The organism is Pseudomonas sp. LTR0, assembly GCF_036630035.1.
GTDB classification, from domain to species: Bacteria; Pseudomonadota; Gammaproteobacteria; order Pseudomonadales; family Pseudomonadaceae; genus Aquipseudomonas; species Aquipseudomonas putida_Y.
Window position 1 is genome coordinate 2,147,733 of record NZ_CP123734.1, and the last position, 18,686, is coordinate 2,166,418.

Below are 18,686 nucleotides of genomic sequence, written 5' to 3' on the forward strand. Positions count from 1 at the left end.
TGATCACACCATCATCTGTAATGAGGTTCACATGGATCCGACCGACCTCGGCCCGGGCACCGTCACTTGGTTGGGCGGTACGGGGACTGTACTGCTAGGTGCGTTTCTTTGGCTGCGCAAGTGGTTGTCCCGCGATGCAGTCGACCGTGCGATGGACAATGCCGAGATTGCAGTCATCCGTCGTCTGACAGAACTCCTGGATATCGAACGGGACGCCCGAAGAGAGGCGCAGGCAAAAGCTGATCTGCTGACCAAGGAACGAAACGAGCTGGTGATGACCGTGGGCCGGCTGCAGGGCAAGGTCATGGTGCTGACCAGTCAGCTGGGCAGTAGCGGCCGAACACGAGGTGGCAACCCCGGCAATCCGTGAAGAACAAAAAAAAGCCCGCCAGTTTGGCGGGCAACAGGGCTTAGGGAGCAACGCACAACAAATTCGGGTCAGGCAGCCAAGGTGCCTGGCTGCAACTGTTCGGCCAGTGCCCGGGCTGAGGCGAGCGTCGGCATCGGGCCGCTGACGGCTTCACCGTTGCGAACCAGGTACCAGCACGCCAGCAGGCCCTGCTCACGCAGTGAGGCGGGAACGGCGCTACCGACAACGGACATGATCTGGATAGTGGCCATGGGGACCTCCTGTGAAACATGGCTTCACCATACGCAGCAGCCGGGGCTGTTTGAAATTAACTTCCTCGATAGTGATCATTGGTTCTATCAACCGTTACCACGTCCGGCCTTGTTACTTTGACTCCGTTGTTTGTCAACCGAGCACAGTGAAGCGGTAAAGGTTGTGTCAGGGGCGACCAGTGGCTGACTCTGTTACGCTGGATAAACGTTTCAGTCATGACTAAGGAGCCTGTTATGCCGACAACTCCAAGCCGGGACACCGTGCTTTGCATCTCTCTGGCCGGTCGCCCGGGGACCTTCGGTGTGCGCTTTCACAACCACCTGTACCAGCAGCTGGGCCTGGACTTCTACTACAAGGCCATGCGCACCGATGACCTGCCGGCGGCGGTGGCAGGGATCCGCGCTTTGGGTATTCGCGGCTGTGGGGTGTCGATGCCCTACAAGGAAGCCTGCATGGCTTTGGTCGATGAAATCGATCCCTCGGCGGCGGCCATTGAGTCGGTCAATACCCTTGTCAACTGCAATGGCCACCTGAAGGCTTACAACACCGATTACCTGGCCGTGCGCCAATTGCTGGTGCAGCACCAGGTCGATCCGGGCACTGCGTTTGCCCTGCGAGGTAGCGGGGGCATGGCCAAGGCCGTGGCCAGCGCCTTGCGCGATGCCGGCTTTGCCGAAGGCATTATCGTTGCACGCAACGAGCAGGCCGGGCGTCAGTTGGCGGATGTCTGTGGTTATCGCTGGATGCCTGAGCCTGGCGATATCTGCCCGCCGATGCTGGTAAACGTGACGCCGATCGGTATGGCAGGCGGGCAGGAGGCAGATGAGCTGGCGTTTCCCGAGCACGCCATCGCGGCGGCGGAGCGGGTGTTCGATGTGGTGGCGATGCCGGCGCAGACGCCGCTGATTCGTCGGGCTCAGGCGTTGGGCAAGCCGGTGATCACTGGGCTGGAGGTCATAGCGTTGCAGGCGCTGGAACAGTTCGTGTTGTACACCGGGGTAAGGCCATCGCAGGAGCAGGTGGATGCGGCTGTGGCGTACGCGCGCGCTATCTAGTTGCCCCGGCCCCCTTCACGGTTTCAACTGCGAAGGGGGCTGGCGAATCCAGGGTCAGAACACCTTGTTCCCGCCATCGAGCTGCTTGTCGACCAGTGCACGGCCGTGGGCCAGTGACACATGCTGCGCATTCTCAAGGTCGGAGAAGAACTGCATTGGCATCGACATGCGCTTGCTGGTGTGCCCATCAGGGGCCGTGATCAGGCAGCCGGCGGCATAGGGCAGGGGTGAGTCGGGGTGGGGCATCACGCTGGCGGTGATGGTGTGCTCGCGGTATTCACAGTGAAGAGATTGCATCGTCCTTACCTCGCTGTGGCATGTGAAGCAGTTACCTTCGTATACCACAGCAAGAGGCCGGGAGTTCCCGGCCCGACGAACGCGCCGCGACGAACGCTCAGCCTTTGAGCTCGGTTGGCTGGATTACTTCGACCCAGTAACCGTCCGGGTCCTTGACGAAGGCCAGGTGGTTCATGCGCCCGTCTTGCAGGCGTTTCTGGAACGGTACTTCCAGTTCCTCGAAGCGCGCGCAAGCGGCGCGTACGTCGGGTACCGAAATGCAGATATGGCCAAAGCCGCGTGGATCGGTGTTGCCATTGTGGTAGGCGAACTCGGCATCGTTTTCGGTGCCATGGTTGTGGGTCAGCTCCAGCACGCCGGGGATCGACTTCATCCACTGGTGGCGGGCGTTGTCATCAGCGGGGATCTGTGCCGGGTCGACCAGGGCCAGGAAGTACAGGCTGAAAGCGGCTTCAGGGAAGTCACGCTTGTCCACCAGGCGGAAGCCCAGCACGCGGGTGTAGAAGTCCAGCGACTTCTCGATGTCCTTGACCCGCAGCATGGTGTGGTTGAAGACGAACTGGGCGGTGGCGGCGTCGGGTTGTGCGGTGACGCCAGGCAGGGTTTGCAGATCGTGCAGGCTCATGGGAACTCCTGAGACGGGGCCGGGCGCAAGGCGCCGGCAAAACAGACAGGCTGGCCATGATACGGCAGTGCGACGATTGCGCAAATGAAAGCGCCCTGCAAAGGCAGGGCGCTGAAATTAGAGGCCCGCATGTGCGGGCGCGTGATGGGGTCGCTAATCCTTTAGCTGTTTCGATACTGAGCCAGTCCTTGTGAAAAAAGTGTGAAGCCTGTGTGCACATTTCATCAGCGTACCCAGCTTTCTACTGTGGCGGCCCCATACTGTTCTTTCCAGGCTTTGAGGCCGCGGTGGTTGCCGCCTTTGGTCTCGATTCGCTCGCCAGTGTGCGGGTTCTGATAGACCTTGACCACCCGCGGGCGGCGTTGTTGCTTGGGCGGTGTGCTGGAAGTGCGGGCCACAGCTTTCGGGTCGAGGATGGCGATGATATCGCGCAGGCTCTTGTCATAGCTTTTCATCAGGCCGACTAGTTTCTGCTCGAATTCGATTTCGCGTTTGAGGCCGGCATCCTTTTTCAACGCTTCCAGTTGCGCCATCTGTTCCTGGAGCGCTTTTTCGGCAGCACGAAACTCTGCAAGTCTGGACACTGTAATCACTCCTGTACGTCAGTCGTGGCAGGGCGTGACGAACATTGAAGAAGAGTAAAAACGCCGGCCACGCAGGTGGGTTCCACTGTTCGCTGATATCGAGTGTAGTCATTCATGGCTACTGGGTAAACTGCTAACTTTTTGTAAGTAATCCGGGAACTTTCCCAGTTTTGCGGGCGATATTTTTCAGTTTTTCTGCGGTTGCGCGACCGGATGCCTAGACCATGGTCCAATGGCCCGCACCAGAGCCTTTGCGCGATCATTTCAGATGATGGCCGACCCATGTTCGGACCTGCCGCAGTGCCGTGGCCAGCCTGTGCCACAGGTTGTTAACTCGTCTTCATTCTGGATGTTTCCTCGCATGTTTTCCCCTTTCCCCCTCGCTCCCGGGCGCCGTGTTACCGGCCTGTTTCTATTGTGTGCCGGTGTCAACGCCCAGGCTGCCGGGTTTCTTGAAGACAGCAGTGCCAGGGTCGAAGCACGCAATGTCTATTTCAACCGGGACTTCCGGGACGGTTACAGCAGTTCCAGCCAGGGCGCATCCAAGCGCGAAGAGTGGGCACAAGGCTTCATCCTCAATGTGCAATCGGGTTATACGCAAGGCCCGGTAGGTTTCGGTGTGGATGCGCTGGGCATGTTCGGCTTCAAACTGGATTCCAGCCCGGCCGACAGTAACAGTGGGTTACTGCCCTCGTCCGGTCACGATCCCCGGCACTCGGCCGACCAGTATGCGAAGATGGGCCTGGCGGCCAAGGTCAAGGTCTCCAGTACTGTGCTGAAGTACGGCTCAATGATGCCGGATGTGCCGTTGCTCAAGTACAACGATGGCCGTCTGCTCCCGACCCTGTTCCAGGGTGCCATGCTCACCTCCGAAGAACTGCACGACCTGAAGTTCACCCTGGCTCGCCTGGACAAATACACGGCTCGGGATTCCACCGACCGCCAGGACATCCGCGTGCATTGCAAGAACAAGCGTTATGCTTGCGGTACCGAAGCCGACCACTTCGACCTGGCCGGTGTCGACTATCGCTTCAACGAGCGTTTCAGCGCTCAGTACCAAGTGGCCAGGCTGGAGAACATCTATCGCCAGCACTTTCTCGGGCTGGTGGCCAGTCAACCGCTGGCGGTGGGCAGCCTGTCGGCTGACTTACGGCTGATCAAAAGTGATGACATCGGCAATGCCCGTGCGGGCGAAATCGACCATCGCGCCTTCAGCGGCATGTTTGGCTACAGCGTCGGTGGCCACAAGATCAGCGCCGGCTGGCAACGCATGTATGGCAATAGCGCCATGCCGTACCTGGATGGCAGCAACCCGTATCTGGTCAACTACGCCCAGGTCAATGATTTCGCCGCTGCCCAGGAGCGCTCCTGGCAAGTACGCTACGACTACGACTTCAAGGCGCTGGGTGTGCCCGGCCTGACCTTCTTCACCCGTTACATCAACGGCGACAATATCAAGGTGCCGGGCAGCCGTGCCGAAGGCAAGGAGTGGGAACGCGACACCGAGTTCAAGTACCAGGTGCAAAGTGGCACTTTCAAGGATGTCAGCGTACGCCTGCGTAACTCCACCTACCGCAGTAACTATGAAAAGTGGGCGCGTGACATGGATGAGACGCGGGTCATTGTAAGTTACAATTTCTCGCTGTTCTAGACATCCCAGAGCAACGCATTCAATACTGCTGGCGCGCGGGAATGCAGGTGAGGACACCTCGTCGTGTGAAGAAGTGCCCAAGCCTGTATCCTGCGCAGTGGTACTTTGCCATGTGGCGCAGTTTTTAATACCGGCAGCCCGACTTGAAAATATCCTTGCCTGCCAGTTGTGCCAAGGGGCTGTGCCCCTCGCTCGAGCTCCAGTAATAGACGTTATAGTTCATCGCAAAGGGGTCTCGACCATAGAGGCCGAAGAAGATTGTCTGTGTAGTACTGCGGTTGTCGTCTGCCACGCTTCGTACGACCCACAACGGCTTGTCGGGTTCGGTCGCTTCCACCTGAATGTAATAAGGGATCCGGAAGTTAGGATTTGGGTCCTTCCATTTTAACGTCATGGTGCCTGAGATTCCGTTGATGTTCTCTACGCACAAATCAGTAGGGGCTTTTTCAAGAGCAGGCGTTGTAAATGTTCCTTTGTCCTCGCGATCAGGCGCCTGGCCTTCGCTTTGATATATCTTGATGGTGTACTCGTACCGTGTGTCAGGGCGCAGATCATAAAGCGGTGTGGCGTTATTGGACAAGTTGTGGCGAGTGAAGGGTTGGCCATTCAAGGAGATTTCCACGAACGGTAGGCGAACGTCCCGCGGCCTGTTTTCGTACATAAGCAGTCCGCTGATTGCATTACCGCCTGGCTGGGTACTGAATTTGAATGTCGGCGGGGGCGGGAGCAGGTGCAAGGGAATCGTGGTCGGCGTGGCGTTATCGGTGTCGTTGTTGGTGACGACATTGACAACCAAACGGCCTCGCCCCTCGTCCAGCTCGGCCGTGAGGAACCCTCGCCGGAAGCTTGCCCCAGCGTCATATACTGGCGTGTCGCCAATGGGTTGCTTGACTCCGACGTTGTGGTGGTGGCCATGGAAGATACTCAGGACCCGGTATTGTTTGACCAGGTTGTAAAACCGATTCCTGTCGGCTGCCGATCCGAATGTGGCATCCCCGGGCGAGCGATGCATGTTGATGACAATATATTTGCCATTTTTGTTTGCCACCTCCATCTGCTGCTCAAGCCAGGCGAGTGAAGAGGTAATTTCGAAACGGACCTCTCTGGGGTGAAGTGGGCTGCTGTTGCTGGAAAAACTGTTGGTGTAGTTATAGTGGTCGTTAAGCTGGATGAACATGATGCTGCCAATGGTTTTGCTGTAACCGTAGCTTCCGGTCCAGCGTCTGTAGTCAGGCCGGTCTTCATCTGTTATGTGGAATGCGTCAACCTGCCATCCTCTCACCGCGGCCTCAAGGTGCTGGATGGAGTCTCGTGCGCAGCCGTTGTTGGCGCACTTGCCAACATTGTTCTGATAATCGTGGTTTCCCAAACTCCAGTAAGTGCCGGGCACCGTCGCCAGGTGTTGGAACATCACGCCCCATTCGCTGCCGTGGCCGAACTCCGTCACGTCACCATTCAGAAAAACAGGGATGGTACCGCCTGAGGCATTTCGCCAGTGGTTGATAGCGTTATCTTGTTCTGTCATTAACTGTTTCGACAGTACCGGTTCGTCGGAGGAGTTTGGCCCACGAGGGTATTGGGTGTCCGCGCGTATGACGAAGCGTTGAATAGAATCTTGAGGGCTTAATACGTTCAATGCTTTCGGTGGAGCAAGCGAAGCGCATGCGGCCGTCGACAGGCCGGCCACAATCAGGGCAGCGCGTATCGTGTGTGTTGTAAGGTGCATTACCGGGAACCTGCATTTCAGACAAGGTCCCCGAGCGTATGGTTTTCCTTTGTTTTGAAATACTATCAGGTCCACCAGTTGCTGATGTACAAGGTATAAGGTAGATAAATGAATGCCAACATACTGTTGATAGGCATTGGGCCAGGCGATCCACGCCAGGTTACCTACGAGGCGGTGGAGGCGCTGCGACGCGCCACGCTGTTCTTCGTCCTTGCCAAGGGCCCGGAAACGGATGAACTGGTGCGCTTGCGCAAGGTGATCCTTGAGCGGTACCGACCCGAAGGCGGATATCGCTTGGTGCAGGTGGATGACCCACGTCGCGAGGCTCAGGCCGAGGACTATGTGGGGGCTGTGCATGATTGGCACCGTCAGCGTGCAGCGCTTTATGCCCGGCTGATCGGCGAAGAAATGGCCCCTGATGATATTGGCGCCTTCCTGCTGTGGGGCGAGCCCACCCTGTACGACAGCACCCTGCGTATCCTCGACCTGGTCCGCGAGCGCGGCGTGACGCTGCGTTTGCAGGTCATCCCTGGCATCAGCAGTGTGCAGGCGCTGGCGGCGCGGCACCAGGTGCCGCTCAACCGCATCGGCGAGCCCCTGACTGTGCTGCCGGGGCGGCGCCTGGCTGGGCAGGGGCCAATCGACAATGTGGTGGTGATGCTCGACGGGCAGTGCGCCTTTGCCGGGCTCGATGACCCGGCGTTGAACATCTATTGGGGTGCGTACCTGGGGACGGAGGATGAAGTGCTGATTGCCGGGCCGTTGCAGGCGGTGAAGGCACAGATATTGGAAGTGCGTGCGCGAGAGCGGGCGCGCAAGGGGTGGATCATGGATACCTATCTGCTGCGCAGAGCGCTGTGAGGTGGGTCGCCTGTGCCGGCCTCTTCGCGGGCAAGTCCGCTCCTGCAGGCGAAACAGGCGACACCGTGCTCAAGGGTTACCCAGAATACCCACCACCATGTCCCGCAACTTGTCGATGCTGAAGGGCTTGCCGATCAGGTGCATGCCCTCCGGTACATTGAAACTGTCGGCGTAGCCGCTGGCGAACAGCACCGGTAATAGTGGCCGCAGTTCGCGCGCTTTTCCCGCCAGCTCTTCACCTCGCATGTCCGGCAGCCCCACATCGGTCATCATCAGTGCCAGCGCCTGGCTGGGGTCTTCAAGTACACGCAGGGCGGCTGTGGCGTCTTCTGCCTCGATGACCTTGTAGCCCAACTCGTCGAGCACTTCGACCATCAGCATGCGTACGATGTCGTCGTCTTCGACTACCAGAAGGTGCATGGTTCAAATCCTGTACAAATGAGTGTCTTTAATCTGTGCACCGCGCGGCATCAGAAGTTCCCGAGGATACCGCTCCATGCAAATAGATGGAACGATTGCCGAACGCAACCTTCAAATACTGGCTCAATGCCCTGCCAGACCTGTCAAAGCTGGTTAGACTCGCTTATCAGGACAGTGCAGTGGCGGATAACAATAACGACTGATCGGCCACTCTTTTCAATGGACTTTTCTAGCTCGGGCGTTTTCTCATGATTCAAGCAGCCTCGATGGACCAGCGAAGCTTTCGCAAGCTGTTGAGCCGCAACATCGGCCTTCCCCTGGGGGTTGGCCTGCTGGGGGCCGTGGCCTTCGTCGCGGTGATCAACTATCTGCTTTCGGCCATGCAGTGGGTCGAGCACACCGACCGGGTGATCGGCAATGCCAACGATACGGTCAAGCTGTCGATCGACATGGAAACGGGCATGCGCGGCTTCCTGATCACAGGCGACGAGCGCTTCCTTGATCCCTACGAAGTGGCCAAGCCACGCATTTTCGGCAGCCTGCAGAGCCTGCGCGGCATGGTCGAGGACAACCCCCAACAGGTCGACCGCATCGATCGGCTGATCGCCTTGCAGCAGGCCTGGAACGACTTCGGCAACCAGATGATCAACCTGCGCCGCAGCCAGGGCGATTACCAGACCTTGATCGGCAACGGCCGGGGCAAGCGCATCACTGATGAAATCCGCAAGGAATTCGATGATCTGATCAGTACCGAACAGCAACTGCGCATGGCCCGCAACGAGAAAGTCAGTTCCGTCACTGTGATGGCGATCTCGTCTTTCGTGCTGTTCATTGTCGGCCTCAGCGCATTGCTGGCTTACCTGGGCCGTCGTGACCTGCTGGCACTTTCGGCCAGCTATGATGAAAACCTGCAGGCCCAGCAACGCTCGGCGCAGCGCCTGGAGCACCAGGCCTGGTTGCGCACCGGCCAGACCCAGCTGGCGCAGCAGGTGCTCGGGCAGCTGACCTTGCCCATGCTTGGCGAGAACATCCTGCGCTTTTTTGCCTCTTATCTGGGCAGCGTGGTGGGCGCCGTGTACGTGCGCGACGAGCATGGCCGGCTGGTGCGCGTGGCCTGTTATGGCCTGGGTGCCGAAGAGCAGGCCCGCGAGCAAGTCGAGCCGGACCACCATGGCCTGTTGGCCCAGGCGGTCCGCGAAGGCCGCTTGCTGCGCCTGGACGACCTGCCCGAAGACTTCTATCGCCTCAGTTCCGGCCTGGGTAGTGGCTTGCCGCGCAGTGCGCTGCTGATGCCGGCGACCGAAGACGGGCAGATCAACGGGGTGATCGAGCTGGGTTTCCTGCGCCCCTTGCAAGAGCGGGATGAAGAGCTGCTGGAGCGGGTCGGCGGCAACCTGGGCATGTCGATCGAGAGTGCCCGTTATCGTCAGCGCCTGCAGGAAGTGCTGGCCGAAACCCAGCAACTCAACGAAGAGCTGCAGGTACAGCAGGAAGAACTCAAGACTGCCAACGAAGAGCTCGAAGAGCAGTCACGGGTGCTCAAGGAGTCGCAGGCCCATCTGGAGACCCAACAGGCCGAACTCGAGCAGACCAACGAGCAGTTGTCAGAACGCACCGAAGCGCTGGACCGCAAGAACGATGAGCTGAGCCAGGCGCAACTGGAGCTGCAGGCCCGTGCCGACGACCTGCAGCGATCGAGCAAGTACAAGTCCGAATTCCTCGCCAACATGTCCCATGAGCTGCGAACGCCGCTCAACAGCTCGCTGATCCTGGCCAAGTTGTTGGCTGAGAACGGTGAGGGCAACCTCAGCGAAGAGCAGGTCAAGTTCGCCGAATCCATCTACTCGGCTGGCAACGATCTGCTTAACCTTATCAACGACATTCTCGATATCGCCAAGGTCGAGGCCGGCAAGCTTGAAGTACGGCCCGAGACCACCCAGGTCGAGCGCCTGGTCGAAGGCTTGCGCGGCATGTTCCAGCCACTTGCCGGTCACAAGGGGCTGGCCTTCGAGGTCAAGGTCGAGCCGCAGGTACCGACCACGCTGTTCACCGACCGTCAGCGCCTGGAGCAGATCCTCAAGAACCTGCTGTCCAACGCCATCAAGTTCACCGAGCGTGGTCAGGTCAGCATGAACGTCAGCTTCCAGGCTGACAGCGGTATCGTGTTCGCAGTCCGTGACACCGGCATCGGCATTGCGGCCGATCAGCAGCAGGCGATCTTCGGCGCCTTCCACCAGGTCGATGGCACCAGCAATCGCCGCTATGGCGGCACTGGCCTGGGCCTGTCGATCTCCCGTGACCTGGCGCATTTGCTCGGTGGCCAGATCAATGTCGATAGCAGCCCTGGGCAGGGCAGTGTATTCAGCCTGATTCTGCCGGAGCGCTATGCCGCCGAGGCCGAAGACGTCGAGCCGCAAAGCCTGCGCCCGGCTGTCGATGCGTTGCCGCCTGCACCGCAAGCGCCGCTGGCTGCCGCGGTCATGCGCCCGGCACCGGCCTTTGCCGACGACCGCGAGCGCGCACCTTTCGATACCCGTTGCATTCTGGTGATCGAAGACGAGCCCAACTTTGCCCGCATCCTCTTCGACCTGGCCCATGAACTGGGCTATAGCTGCCTGGTGGCCCATGGCGCCGACGAAGGCTTCGAGCTGGCGGCCCAGTACATTCCGGATGCGATCCTGCTGGACATGCGCCTGCCCGACCACTCGGGCCTGACTGTCCTGCAGCGCCTCAAGGAGCAGGCCGGCACTCGCCATATCCCGGTGCATATCATTTCGGTGGAAGACCGCGTCGAGGCGGCCATGCACATGGGGGCGGTGGGGTATGCGGTCAAACCCACCAGTCGCGAGGAGCTCAAGGAGGTGTTCGCTCGCCTGGAAGCCAAGCTTACGCAAAAGCTCAAGCACATCCTGCTGGTGGAAGACGACGACCTGCAGCGCGAGAGCATCGCCCGGCTGATCGGCGACGACGATGTCGAGATCACGGCCGTGGCCATGGCCCAGGATGCCCTGGCGCTGTTGCGCCAGAACATCTACGACTGCATGATTATCGACCTCAAACTGCCAGACATGCTCGGTAACGAGCTGCTCAAACGCATGACAGCCGAGGATATTCGCGCCTTCCCGCCGGTGATCGTGTATACCGGCCGCAACCTCACCCGCGAGGAAGAAGCCGACCTGCTCAAGTATTCACGCTCGATCATCATCAAGGGCGCACGTTCGCCGGAGCGCCTGCTCGACGAAGTAACGCTGTTCCTGCACAAGGTCGAATCGCAGTTGTCCAACGAACGTCAACGCATGCTCAAGACCGCGCGCAGCCGCGACAAGGTGTTCGAGGGCCGCAAGGTGCTGCTGGTGGACGACGATGTGCGTAATATCTTCGCCCTGACCAGTGCCCTGGAGCACAAGGGCGCCATCGTCGAAATCGGCCGCAACGGGCGCGAAGCCATCGAGCGCCTAGAGCAGCACGACGACATCGATCTGGTGCTGATGGACGTGATGATGCCGGAGATGGACGGCTTCGAGGCCACCCGCCTGATCCGTCAGCAACCGCGCTGGCGCAAACTGCCCATCATCGCCGTGACCGCCAAGGCCATGAAGGATGACCAGCAGCGTTGCCTGCAAGCCGGTGCCAATGATTACCTGGCCAAGCCGATCGACCTGGACCGCCTGTTCTCGTTGATCCGTGTCTGGCTGCCGCAACTGGAGCGAATTTGACTAGCGAACGCAACACCGACATCGAGATCCGGCTGCTGATCGAGGCGATCTACCTCAAGTACAGCTACGATTTCCGCAATTATTCCGGTGCTTCGATCAAGCGCCGGATTCTCCACGCGCTGCGTCAGTTCGATTGCCTGACGGTGTCTGCGTTGCAGGAGCGCGTGCTGCACGACCCGGGCATGTTCATGCAGTTGCTGCAGTACCTGACGATCCCGGTCAGCGAGATGTTCCGTGACCCTGACCACTTCCTTGCCGTGCGCAACGAAGTGGTGCCGCTGCTGCGTACCTGGCCCTCGATCAAGGTCTGGATCGCGGGGTGCAGCACGGGGGAAGAGGTGTATTCCATGGCCATCCTGTTGCGTGAGGAAGGGCTGCTTGAACGCACCATCATCTACGCCACCGACATCAACCCGCATTCGCTGGACAAGGCCAAGCAGGGCATCTACTCGATGCAGAGCATGCGCGAATACGAGGAAAACTACCGTCTGGCCGGTGGCCGTCGTGACTTTGCCGAGTACTACACCGCCGCCTATGGCAACGCCATCATGGACAGCAGCCTGCGCGACAACGTGACCTTCGCCGACCACAGCCTGGCCACCGACAGCGTGTTCTCCGAGACCCAACTGGTGTCGTGCCGCAATGTGCTGATCTACTTCAACAAGGACCTGCAGGATCGGGCGCTGGGCCTGTTCCATGAATCGCTCTGCCACCGGGGTTTCCTGGTGTTGGGTAGCAAGGAGTCGGTGGACTTTTCGGCCTACAGCGAACGTTTCGAGCCGCTGGTCAAGCCCCAACGGATCTTCCGTAAATCATGAACGGCGTACGTGCAGTGGTGATCGGCGCCTCGGCGGGTGGCGTGGCGGCATTGTTCCAGGTGCTCGGCACGTTGCCATCGGCGTTCGCCATACCGGTGCTCTGCGTGCTGCACCTGCCGGACGATCGCCACAGCCAGCTGGCTGGCGTGATGCAGCGGCGGCTGCATCGACCGGTGTGCGAGGCACGTGACAAGGAGAGGATCCGCAGCGGGCAGATCTATGTGGCGGGGCCGGGTTACCACTTGTCGGTGGAGCGCGACCTGACGCTGTCGCTGAGCCAGGAAGAACCGGTGCATTTCTCGCGCCCCGCGATTGACTTCCTGTTCATCTCGGCGGCCGATGCCTATGGCGACGGCTTGCTGGGTGTGCTGCTCACCGGGGCCAACGAAGACGGCGCCAGGGGCCTTGCCTACATCAAGAACAATGGGGGGCGCACGATCGTCCAGGACCCTCGTGACGCACAGGTTGCCCTGATGCCGGAGGCTGCTCTGGCCCTGCACCAGCCCGACCATATCCTTACTCTGAGCGGTATCGGGCAGTTGCTCGCGACCTTGGAATACAGCGCATGCTAAGCCACACCATCGCCAAACTGCTGATTGTCGACGACTTGCCGGAAAACCTGCTTGCGCTCGACGCCCTGATCCAGGGCGAGGACCGTGAGGTGCACCAGGCCCAGTCTGCCGAGGCTGCGTTGTCGTTGCTGCTCGAGCACGAGTTTGCCCTGGCCATTCTCGATGTGCAGATGCCGGGCATGAACGGTTTCGAACTGGCCGAGCTGATGCGCGGCACCGACAAGACCAAGCATATCCCGATCGTCTTCGTCAGTGCGGCGGGCCGCGAGATGAATTATGCCTTCAAGGGCTACGAGAGCGGGGCCGTGGACTTTCTGCACAAGCCGCTCGATACCCTGGCAGTGAAAAGCAAGGTCTCGGTGTTCGTCGACCTGTTCCGCCAGCGCAAGGTACTTGGCCGGCAGTTGGAAGCCTTGGAGCAGAGCCGCCAGGAACAGGAGCTGCTGCTCAGCCAGCTGCAGGTGGCGCGGTGTGAGCTGGAGCATGCCGTGCGCATGCGTGACGACTTCATGTCGATCGTCTCCCACGAGGTGCGTACGCCGCTCAATGGCCTGATCCTGGAAACCCAGTTGCGCAAGATGCACCTAGCACGGGGCAACCTGGACGCGTTCAGTGTCGACAAGCTGCAGGCCATGGTCGAGCGCGACGAACGGCAGATCAACAGTCTGATCCGGTTGGTCGAGGACATGCTTGATGTTTCGCGCATCCGTACCGGTAAATTGTCGCTGCGGCCCAAACTGTTTGACCTGGGCCAACTGGTGCGTGGGCTGGTGGAAAACTTCACGGCGCAGGCCATGGCGCTGGACACCCACATCGAATTGCAGCGTTGCGAAGCGCTGAAGGGGGAGTGGGACGAATTCCGGATTGAACAAGTAGTGGCCAACCTGTTGTCCAATGCAATGCGTTACGGCGAGCGCAATCCGGTGCAGGTACGGGTGTTCGAGCAGGACGGCATGGCCTGGGTGCAGGTACAGGATCACGGCATCGGTATCAGCGCCGTCAATCAGCAGCGGATCTTCCAGCAGTTCGAGCGGGTCGCTGCCCAGCAGGCCAGCGGAGGTCTGGGCCTGGGGTTGTACATCTCCGAGCAGATCGTCCAGGCGCACGGTGGCCGGATACAGGTTGAAAGCGAGGAGGGCAAGGGTGCCACATTCACCCTGCAATTGCCGCTGGCAACATTCAAAGAACAAAACGACCAGGCTCGGGCAACCTCTGTGTAAGCCTGGGGTCTGATGGCCAACTGTAAGTATTTCAAGGCGTTAACATGAGTGAAGATGCACAAGATGTGGTTCTGGTCGTCGAGGATGAACCGGCGATTCGCATGATTTTGCGCGATTACCTGGCGGGTGAGGGGTACCACGTCCTGGTGGCTGAAGATGGCGAGCAGGCGTTTGCCATCCTGGCCAGCAAACCGCACCTGGACCTGATGGTGACGGACTTCCGTTTGCCGGGGGGGATCTCGGGCGTGGATATTGCCGAGCCCGCGGTGAAGTTGCGGCCAGACCTGAAGGTGATCTTCATCAGCGGCTACCCGGCGGAGATTCTCGAGTCTGGTAGCCCGATCACCCGCAAGGCACCTATCCTGGCCAAGCCGTTTGACCTGGATACCTTGCACGAGCAGATCCAGTCGCTGTTGCGCTGAGGCATCCGGCCTCTTCGCGGGGCAAGCCCGCGCAGAGGCCATGGCAGGCTATCGCAGCGTCCGCTCAATCCCGCCGACCAGCAAGTTTTCCATCAGCTCCAACCCCTGCTCTTCAGGCATTGCTTTAAGTAACCCCGGCAGTTGGTTGAGAAGCGTCGCCAGTACATGCGCTGTGGCGTCCAACGCTTGCCCCGGCAGTTTCGCTTGCGGTGCGATCAGGCGCAGCAATCCTGCCTCATAACGCTTGCGCAACGCTGCCAGGTGCGCCTGTTGCGCCTCACTCAAACAACACAAATCCCGCTCGGCCAGCCGAAACTGCAGCGGCCGCTCGGCATGCAGCTGCCAGTGCGCAGCAATCAGGCAGCTCAACGCCGATGCCCCACGGGCCATGGCCCGACGGGCCTGGTCCAGCGTGGCTTGCAGCTCTTCGTACAACTCTTCGATCAAGTCGTACAGCAGGTCCTGCTTGCTGGGGAAGTGATGGTACAGCGAGCCGGCGGTCAGCCCCACATGGGCCGCCAGCTCGCGCATGCTGACCTGGCCAAAGCCCTTTTCGGCAAACAATGCCATGGCCCGGTCACGTCGCTCCTCAAAGTTGGCACAGCGCATTGCGGCATTGACCGGGGGCATGGCGCTTGGTCCTCAGTAGGTGAAGAAACCGCGACCGCTCTTGCGCCCCAGCCAGCCGGCCGCGACCATTTCCTTGAGCAGTGGAGCAGGGCGGTACTTGCTGTCGTTGAAGCCGTCATGGAAGGCCTCCATGATCGCCAGCAGGGTGTCCAGCCCAATCAGGTCGGCCAGGGCCAGCGGGCCGATCGGCTGGTTGCAGCCCAGGCGCATGCCGGTGTCGATGTCCTCTGCACTGGCCAGACCTTCCTGGCGTACGAAGATTGCCTCGTTGATCATCGGCACCAGGATGCGGTTGACCACGAAGCCCGGGCGATTGCCGGCGGTGATCGGGGTCTTGCCGACTTTTTCGGTCACCACCAGCGCTTGGGCGTAGGTGTGGTCGCTGGTCTGCAGGCCACGAATGATCTCCACCAGCGCCATCATCGGTACCGGGTTGAAGAAGTGCACACCAATGAAGCGTTCGGGGTGCTCGATGCTCGCGGCCAGTTGAGTCACTGACAGCGACGAGGTGTTGGTGGCGATCAGGCAGTCGGCGGCGACGTTGGCTGCCACCTGCTGCAGGATGCGTTGCTTGAGCTGCAGGTTCTCGGTAGCCGCCTCGATCACCAGGTGGGCAGTGCTGAGCTGGGTGTAGTCGGTGCTGGTGCGGATGCGGGCTTTGGCGGCTGCGGCTTTGTCGGCGTCGAGGGTGCCTTTGTTGACCTGGCGCTCAAGGTTCTTGCTCAAGGTGGCCACGCCGCGCTCAAGCGCTGCATCGGAAACATCCACCAGCAGCACCTGGTAGCCGGCAATTGCGCACACTTGGGCAATGCCGTTGCCCATGGTGCCAGCGCCGATCACGGCGATCTGTTCAATGCTCATGTGTCAGCCTCCCTCAGACGCGCTCGAACACGACGGCGATACCTTGGCCACCGCCGATACACATCGTGGCCAGGGCGTAGCGGCCCTGGATGCGCTGCAGCTCATGGATGGCCTTGGTGGCGATGATCGCACCGGTGGCACCCACCGGGTGGCCCAGGGAAATGCCCGAGCCGTTGGGGTTGACCTTTTCCGGGTCGAAGCCCAGCTCGCGGGCAACGGCACAGGCCTGGGCGGCGAAGGCCTCGTTGGACTCGATCACATCCAGGTCTTGTAGGTTCAGGCCGGTTTTTTCCAGCACTTTGCGGGTGGCGGGGATCGGCCCCAGGCCCATCAGCTCAGGTTCCACCCCGGCGTGGGCATAGCCCACCAGGCGTGCCAGTGGCTTCAGGCCCAGGCGGCGTACCGCGTCACCTGTGGCCAACACCAGGCCGGCGGCGCCATCGTTGATACCGCTGGCGTTGCCGGCGGTGACGGTACCGTCTTTCTTGAATACCGGCTTCATACCGGCCAGTTGCTCGGCGGTTACATCAGCACGCACATGCTCGTCGACACTGAACTGCACGCTGCCCTTGCGGGTTTTCAGCTCCAACGCAACGATCTGGCTGGCGAAGCGGCCCTCGGCAATGGCCCGAGCAGCGCGGCGCTGGCTGGTCAGGGCCAATTCGTCCTGCATTTCGCGGGTAATACCGTGTTTGGCCGAAACGTTCTCGGCGGTAATGCCCATGTGGAAGTGCTGGAACGGGTCCTGCAGCACGCCGACGGTATAGTCGATGCCTTGCAGATCACCCATGCGTGCACCCCAGCGCGCTTGTGGCAGCAGGTAAGGGCCACGGCTCATGGATTCGGCGCCGGCCGCGACGGCCACGTCGGTGTCGCCCAGCAACAGGCCCTGGGCCGCAGAGACAATGGCCTGCAGGCCAGAGCCGCACAGGCGGTTGACGTTGAATGCCGGCGTTTCCTTGGGGATGCCGGCGTTCATTGCCGCTACCCGTGCCAGATAGGCGTCACGCGGTTCGGTGGGGATTACCGTGCCCATCACCAGGTGGCCGACTTGCTCGGCGGCCAGGCCCGAACGCTCGATGGCGGCGCGGGTCACGGCGCTGGCCAGGTCGGCCAGTGGCAGGTCCTTGAGGGAACCGCCGAAGCCACCAATGGCTGAACGGACGGCACTGACGACGTAGATTTCTGCGCTGCTCATAAGGGCTCCGATTGCGAAGGCGTGGCGGGACCGGGCCAGGCTCTGCGAGAATGGTCGGCGGCCCCGAAGTGGGTTCGAGTCTAGGCAAAGGCTCTGTTGCAGCCTATGCCGGATCTGTTCAAAGAACCTGGCACTTTTTGCCACTCAGCATAGACAGCGAAAACCGCCATGCGCGAAAGCGATTCAGTCGCCGTGTACTTTCTCAACGCCATGCTCCACGCTTTGCGCGACACCCCCGCCGAGCGTGATGCCCAGCTGCTTGCGGTGGGCATCGCCCCGCAGCTGCTCGATCAGCCTCAGGCACGGGTGCCGGCCAAGGCGTTCGCCCAGCTGTGGCTGGCGTTGATCCAGCGCCTTGACGATGAGTTCTTTGGCCTCGACAGCCATGGCATGCCGCTGGGCAGTTTCGCCCTGATTTGTCGGGGTTTGATCCTCGAGCCGAACCTGGAAAAGGCCTTGCGCCAGTGCATGGGGGGCTTCGGCCTGTTCCTGCGTGACCTGCATGGCAGCCTGACGGTACGTGGCGGGCGGGCGCTGATCAGTGTGCAGTCGAACATTGCCGACCCCTTGACCCGGGTCTATGCCGAGGAAACCTACCTGGTGCTGATGATCGGCATGCTGTGCTGGCTGGCCGGGCGGCGGATTGCCATCGACCGCACGGAGCTCGCAGTGTCGCGCCCGGCCCAGGAGGACGACTTGCTGCTGTGGGGGCCGGACCTGCGCCTGGGCAGCGGACGCACCGAGGTGGAGTTCGACAGTGCTTACCTGCGCCTGCCGGTGGTGCAGGACCGGGCGGCTTTGAAGACCTTCCTGCGCAGCGCGCCGCAGGGCCTGGTGATCCGCTTTCGCAATCAGAATGGGCTGGTGGCTGAGGTGTATCGGCACCTGCGGGCATTGCGCTATGGGCAGTGGCCGACATTGGCCGCGCTGGCGCAGCAGCAGGGGATCAGTGCCAGTACCTTTCGCCGGCAGCTGGAGCGGGAAGGGCGTTCGTACCAGCAGATCAAGGATGAAGTGCGCCGGGCCATGGCCTTCGAGCGGCTGCGCGAAGGCACGTTGAGCATTGCCGAAATTGCCGAGCAGGCGGGGTTTCAGGAACCGAGTGCCTTCCACCGGGCGTTCAAGAAGTGGACCGGGCAGAGCCCTGGGAGCTACCGGGCGCGGCTGGCCGGCCGTTGATGTGTCGTCTGTGCCGGCCCTTTCGCGGGTAAACCCGCTCCTACAGGTGCCGGGTGACCTTGAAACCTGCGCTGTCCCTGTAGGAGCGGGCTTGCCCGCGAAGCAACCAACGTGGTGGATGGCACCGGCTCTGCCGGTGTTCGCGGGTAAACCCGCTCCTACAGGTGCCGGGTGACCTTGAAACCTGCGCTGTCCCTGTAGGAGCGGGCTTGCCCGCGAAGCAACCAAC

The 18,686-nt window shown here is 60.8% G+C and carries 19 protein-coding genes; 10 read left to right on the forward strand and 9 right to left on the reverse strand.

What is annotated here, in order from left to right; genetic code table 11:
• The first annotated feature begins 31 nt into the window (after positions 1–31).
• Positions 32–370 (forward strand): hypothetical protein, encoded by a 339-nt coding sequence (locus QCL51_RS09895; RefSeq protein WP_021782103.1) that lies wholly within the window; start codon positions 32–34, stop codon positions 368–370.
• A 68-nt stretch (positions 371–438) separates the two neighbouring features.
• Here QCL51_RS09895 and QCL51_RS09900 read toward each other — a convergent pair whose 3' ends face one another.
• Complete coding sequence (locus QCL51_RS09900) at positions 439–621, reverse strand: hypothetical protein (protein ID WP_021782102.1); 183 nt, start codon at positions 619–621, stop codon at positions 439–441.
• Positions 622–855: 234 nt separating this feature from the next.
• Between QCL51_RS09900 and QCL51_RS09905 the strand changes: the two genes are divergently transcribed.
• A complete protein-coding gene (locus QCL51_RS09905) occupies positions 856–1,677 on the forward strand; it encodes a shikimate 5-dehydrogenase (protein ID WP_176682411.1) in 822 nt (273 codons plus the stop codon).
• 54 nt (positions 1,678–1,731) lie between these two features.
• Here the strand turns inward: QCL51_RS09905 and QCL51_RS09910 are convergent, their stop codons facing one another.
• The 3 genes from QCL51_RS09910 to QCL51_RS09920 all read right to left on the reverse strand — a co-directional run bounded on the left by QCL51_RS09910 (position 1,732) and on the right by QCL51_RS09920 (position 3,183).
• Positions 1,732–1,974 (reverse strand): hypothetical protein, encoded by a 243-nt coding sequence (locus tag QCL51_RS09910; RefSeq protein WP_021782100.1) that lies wholly within the window; start codon positions 1,972–1,974, stop codon positions 1,732–1,734.
• A 97-nt stretch (positions 1,975–2,071) separates the two neighbouring features.
• Positions 2,072–2,599 carry a lactoylglutathione lyase gene (gene gloA / locus QCL51_RS09915; RefSeq protein WP_021782099.1) on the reverse strand — a complete coding sequence of 176 codons (528 nt, stop codon included), beginning with the start codon at positions 2,597–2,599 and terminating at the stop codon, positions 2,072–2,074.
• Between the two features lie 224 nt (positions 2,600–2,823).
• Entirely contained in the window at positions 2,824–3,183 is a 360-nt protein-coding gene (locus QCL51_RS09920) for a histone-like nucleoid-structuring protein, MvaT/MvaU family (protein WP_021782098.1), read from the reverse strand.
• A 361-nt stretch (positions 3,184–3,544) separates the two neighbouring features.
• On the opposite strand from QCL51_RS09920, the gene QCL51_RS09925 reads away from it, so the two are divergent.
• On the forward strand, positions 3,545–4,834 hold the full coding sequence (locus QCL51_RS09925) for an OprD family porin (protein ID WP_021782097.1): 1,290 nt from the start codon (positions 3,545–3,547) through the stop codon (positions 4,832–4,834).
• Between the two features lie 124 nt (positions 4,835–4,958).
• On the opposite strand, the gene QCL51_RS09930 is transcribed toward QCL51_RS09925, so the two are convergent.
• Positions 4,959–6,560, reverse strand: a complete 1,602-nt coding sequence (locus tag QCL51_RS09930) for a metallophosphoesterase (RefSeq protein ID WP_279934843.1) — start codon at positions 6,558–6,560, stop codon at positions 4,959–4,961.
• 108 nt (positions 6,561–6,668) lie between these two features.
• Between QCL51_RS09930 and cobF the strand changes: the two genes are divergently transcribed.
• Positions 6,669–7,421 (forward strand): precorrin-6A synthase (deacetylating), encoded by a 753-nt coding sequence (gene cobF / locus QCL51_RS09935; protein ID WP_021782095.1) that lies wholly within the window; start codon positions 6,669–6,671, stop codon positions 7,419–7,421.
• A gap of 69 nt (positions 7,422–7,490) precedes the next feature.
• On the opposite strand, the gene QCL51_RS09940 is transcribed toward cobF, so the two are convergent.
• Positions 7,491–7,841, reverse strand: a complete 351-nt coding sequence (locus QCL51_RS09940) for a response regulator (RefSeq protein ID WP_279934842.1) — start codon at positions 7,839–7,841, stop codon at positions 7,491–7,493.
• A 248-nt stretch (positions 7,842–8,089) separates the two neighbouring features.
• Here QCL51_RS09940 and QCL51_RS09945 point away from each other — a divergent pair, with 248 nt between their 5' ends.
• Genes QCL51_RS09945 through QCL51_RS09965 form a run of 5 tightly spaced genes read left to right on the forward strand, consistent with a single transcriptional unit; the run spans position 8,090 to position 14,589 of the window.
• Positions 8,090–11,557: a response regulator gene (locus QCL51_RS09945; protein ID WP_028697709.1), complete on the forward strand. Its 3,468-nt coding sequence runs from the start codon at positions 8,090–8,092 to the stop codon at positions 11,555–11,557.
• Positions 11,554–12,375 carry a protein-glutamate O-methyltransferase CheR gene (locus tag QCL51_RS09950; protein ID WP_021782092.1) on the forward strand — a complete coding sequence of 274 codons (822 nt, stop codon included), beginning with the start codon at positions 11,554–11,556 and terminating at the stop codon, positions 12,373–12,375. The genes QCL51_RS09945 and QCL51_RS09950 overlap by 4 nt, the downstream gene beginning before the upstream one ends.
• Positions 12,372–12,947, forward strand: coding sequence for a chemotaxis protein CheB (locus tag QCL51_RS09955; RefSeq protein ID WP_103444227.1), 576 nt, complete (start codon positions 12,372–12,374; stop codon positions 12,945–12,947). The genes QCL51_RS09950 and QCL51_RS09955 overlap by 4 nt, the downstream gene beginning before the upstream one ends.
• Positions 12,941–14,167, forward strand: a complete 1,227-nt coding sequence (locus QCL51_RS09960) for a hybrid sensor histidine kinase/response regulator (RefSeq protein ID WP_021782090.1) — start codon at positions 12,941–12,943, stop codon at positions 14,165–14,167. The genes QCL51_RS09955 and QCL51_RS09960 overlap by 7 nt, the downstream gene beginning before the upstream one ends.
• Positions 14,168–14,211: 44 nt before the next feature.
• The gene (locus tag QCL51_RS09965; RefSeq protein ID WP_003256176.1) at positions 14,212–14,589 is read left to right on the forward strand and encodes a response regulator; all 378 of its coding nucleotides are present in this window, start codon (positions 14,212–14,214) and stop codon (positions 14,587–14,589) included.
• Between the two features lie 48 nt (positions 14,590–14,637).
• Here the strand turns inward: QCL51_RS09965 and QCL51_RS09970 are convergent, their stop codons facing one another.
• From QCL51_RS09970 to QCL51_RS09980, 3 genes are read right to left on the reverse strand one after another with little or no spacing between them, the layout of a single operon-like run.
• Positions 14,638–15,219, reverse strand: coding sequence for a TetR/AcrR family transcriptional regulator (locus tag QCL51_RS09970; RefSeq protein ID WP_021782089.1), 582 nt, complete (start codon positions 15,217–15,219; stop codon positions 14,638–14,640).
• A 12-nt stretch (positions 15,220–15,231) separates the two neighbouring features.
• Positions 15,232–16,080 carry a 3-hydroxybutyryl-CoA dehydrogenase gene (locus QCL51_RS09975; RefSeq protein ID WP_274119447.1) on the reverse strand — a complete coding sequence of 283 codons (849 nt, stop codon included), beginning with the start codon at positions 16,078–16,080 and terminating at the stop codon, positions 15,232–15,234.
• A 13-nt stretch (positions 16,081–16,093) separates the two neighbouring features.
• Positions 16,094–17,278 (reverse strand): acetyl-CoA C-acyltransferase family protein, encoded by a 1,185-nt coding sequence (locus QCL51_RS09980; protein WP_003256172.1) that lies wholly within the window; start codon positions 17,276–17,278, stop codon positions 16,094–16,096.
• A 168-nt stretch (positions 17,279–17,446) separates the two neighbouring features.
• On the opposite strand from QCL51_RS09980, the gene QCL51_RS09985 reads away from it, so the two are divergent.
• Positions 17,447–18,457: an AraC family transcriptional regulator gene (locus tag QCL51_RS09985; protein ID WP_021782087.1), complete on the forward strand. Its 1,011-nt coding sequence runs from the start codon at positions 17,447–17,449 to the stop codon at positions 18,455–18,457.
• Positions 18,458–18,686: the final 229 nt, after the last annotated feature.

Bases quoted from the DNA above. Each gene is read 5' to 3' on its own strand.
- cobF (WP_021782095.1), top strand. From the start codon at position 6,669: ATGAATGCCAACATACTGTTGATAGGCATTGGGCCAGGCGATCCACGC.
- QCL51_RS09965 (WP_003256176.1), top strand. From the start codon at position 14,212: ATGAGTGAAGATGCACAAGATGTGGTTCTGGTCGTCGAGGATGAACCG.
- QCL51_RS09985 (WP_021782087.1), top strand. From the start codon at position 17,447: ATGCGCGAAAGCGATTCAGTCGCCGTGTACTTTCTCAACGCCATGCTC.
- QCL51_RS09905 (WP_176682411.1), top strand. From the start codon at position 856: ATGCCGACAACTCCAAGCCGGGACACCGTGCTTTGCATCTCTCTGGCC.
- QCL51_RS09970 (WP_021782089.1), bottom strand. From the start codon at position 15,219: ATGCCCCCGGTCAATGCCGCAATGCGCTGTGCCAACTTTGAGGAGCGA.
- gloA (WP_021782099.1), bottom strand. From the start codon at position 2,599: ATGAGCCTGCACGATCTGCAAACCCTGCCTGGCGTCACCGCACAACCC.
- QCL51_RS09945 (WP_028697709.1), top strand. From the start codon at position 8,090: ATGATTCAAGCAGCCTCGATGGACCAGCGAAGCTTTCGCAAGCTGTTG.
- QCL51_RS09910 (WP_021782100.1), bottom strand. From the start codon at position 1,974: ATGCAATCTCTTCACTGTGAATACCGCGAGCACACCATCACCGCCAGC.
- QCL51_RS09955 (WP_103444227.1), top strand. From the start codon at position 12,372: ATGAACGGCGTACGTGCAGTGGTGATCGGCGCCTCGGCGGGTGGCGTG.
- QCL51_RS09925 (WP_021782097.1), top strand. From the start codon at position 3,545: ATGTTTTCCCCTTTCCCCCTCGCTCCCGGGCGCCGTGTTACCGGCCTG.
- QCL51_RS09940 (WP_279934842.1), bottom strand. From the start codon at position 7,841: ATGCACCTTCTGGTAGTCGAAGACGACGACATCGTACGCATGCTGATG.
- QCL51_RS09980 (WP_003256172.1), bottom strand. From the start codon at position 17,278: ATGAGCAGCGCAGAAATCTACGTCGTCAGTGCCGTCCGTTCAGCCATT.
- QCL51_RS09895 (WP_021782103.1), top strand. From the start codon at position 32: ATGGATCCGACCGACCTCGGCCCGGGCACCGTCACTTGGTTGGGCGGT.
- QCL51_RS09930 (WP_279934843.1), bottom strand. From the start codon at position 6,560: ATGCACCTTACAACACACACGATACGCGCTGCCCTGATTGTGGCCGGC.
- QCL51_RS09900 (WP_021782102.1), bottom strand. From the start codon at position 621: ATGGCCACTATCCAGATCATGTCCGTTGTCGGTAGCGCCGTTCCCGCC.
- QCL51_RS09975 (WP_274119447.1), bottom strand. From the start codon at position 16,080: ATGAGCATTGAACAGATCGCCGTGATCGGCGCTGGCACCATGGGCAAC.
- QCL51_RS09960 (WP_021782090.1), top strand. From the start codon at position 12,941: ATGCTAAGCCACACCATCGCCAAACTGCTGATTGTCGACGACTTGCCG.